At 72.0% G+C, this 1,618-nt stretch carries 1 protein-coding gene; it reads left to right on the forward strand.

Going from position 1 to position 1,618, the window contains the following annotated elements; translation table 11 throughout:
• On the forward strand, window positions 1-1,615 hold a 1,615-nt coding region (locus VF697_RS24205; RefSeq protein WP_331098864.1), incomplete at its 5' end, for a M1 family metallopeptidase.
• Between the last annotated feature and the right edge of the window lie 3 nt (window positions 1,616-1,618).

The raw sequence follows: 1,618 nt of genomic DNA on the forward strand, positions 1-1,618 counted from the left end.
GGACGACCTCTGGCTGAACGAGGCCTTCGCCACGTGGATGGCGTACAAGATCGTCGACGCCTGGAAGCCGGACTGGCGCGTGTGGCTGGACTTCGACGCCGGCAAGGCGGCGGCGCTGCACCTGGACGCGCTGCGCTCCACGCACCCCATCCGCGGCGAGGTGCGCAACGCCAGCGAGGCGGGCGAGAGCTTCGACCTCATCACCTACGAGAAGGGCGGCGCGGTGCTGCGCATGATCGAGGGCTTCCTCGGCGAGGAGGCCTTCCGCGAGGGCATGCGTCAGTACATGCGCAAGCACGCGCGCTCCAACGCGGTGGCGGACGACCTGTGGACGGCGCTGGCCAATGCCTCGTCGCAGCCGGTGCTGGAGCTGGCCAATGCGTGGATTGGACAGAGCGGCTACCCGCTGGTGACGGTGGCGGTGGACGGGCGGACGGTGACGCTGTCGCAGCGGCGCTTCTACTCGGAGCCGGGCGTGCGCAGCGAGGAGCGCTGGCCGGTGCCGATGGTGCTGCGCTACTCGGACGGGGGCACCGTGCGCGAGCAGCGCGTGCTGCTGCGCGAGGCCCAGACGAAGGTGACGCTGGAGGGCTCCGGCGAGGTGAAGTGGCTGTGCGCCAACGCGGGCTCCACGGGCTTCTACCGGGTGGCGTACGACGCCCAGGCGCTGGAGCGGCTGTCGGCGAACCTCCAGACGCTGGCGCCCTCGGAGCGCATCTCGCTGCTGGCGGACCAGTGGTCGCTGGTGCGCAGCGGAGAGGGGTCGGTGGCCTCCTTCCTGGAGCTGGCGGGCCGCTTCGGCAACGAGGAGGACGACGCGGTGCTGGAGGAGCTGGTGGGGCGGCTGTCCTACGTGGAGAGCCGCCTGGTGGAGGGCGAGGAGCAGGAGCGCTTCCGCCGGTGGGTGGAGGAGCTGCTGGGGCCGGGGCTCAAGAAGCTCGGCTGGGACTCGGCACCGGGCGAGTCGGACCGGGTGAAGCTGCGGCGCGCGGTGCTGGTGCGCGCGGTGGGCAACGTGGCGCGCAGCCCCGAGGCGCTGGCGGAGGCGCGGCCCCGGGTGGAGCGGTTGCTCGCCGGAGAGAAGAACGCGCTGGAGCCGAACCTGCTGGATGCGGCGGTGGGCATGGTGGCGCGCTCGGGAGACCGGGCGCTCTACGAGAAGCTGCTGGAGAAGATGTTGGTGGAGCCGGACCCGGCGACGCAGCGGCGCTACCTGATGGCGCTGACGTCCTTCGAGGACCCGGCGCTGGCGGAGGCCGCGCAGCAGCTCTTCTTCACGGACAAGGTGAAGATGCAGGACGCGGCGAGCTTCGTGATGGGGTTGATGGGCAACCGCACGGGCCGGGACGCGTGGTGGGCGGAGATGCAGAAGCGGTGGAAGGACGTGCTCGCGAGGACGGGCGGGGCGCCCATGCTGCTGCGACGGGTGGTGGAGTCCCTGGGCGCGCTGCGCGAGCGCCAGCAGCTCGACGAGGCGCGGAAGCTGCTCGCGGCCCACCCGGTGGAGGAGGCGAAGCAGGCCACCGAGCAGACGCTGGAGCGGGTGTCGCAGGACGTGGCGCTGCGCGAGCGCGCCATGCCCGAGGTGAGCGCCTGGCAGCAGAAGCGCAGGTAGGCC

It is taken from the genome of Archangium sp., from assembly GCF_036388035.1.
GTDB lineage: Bacteria > Myxococcota > Myxococcia > Myxococcales > Myxococcaceae > Archangium.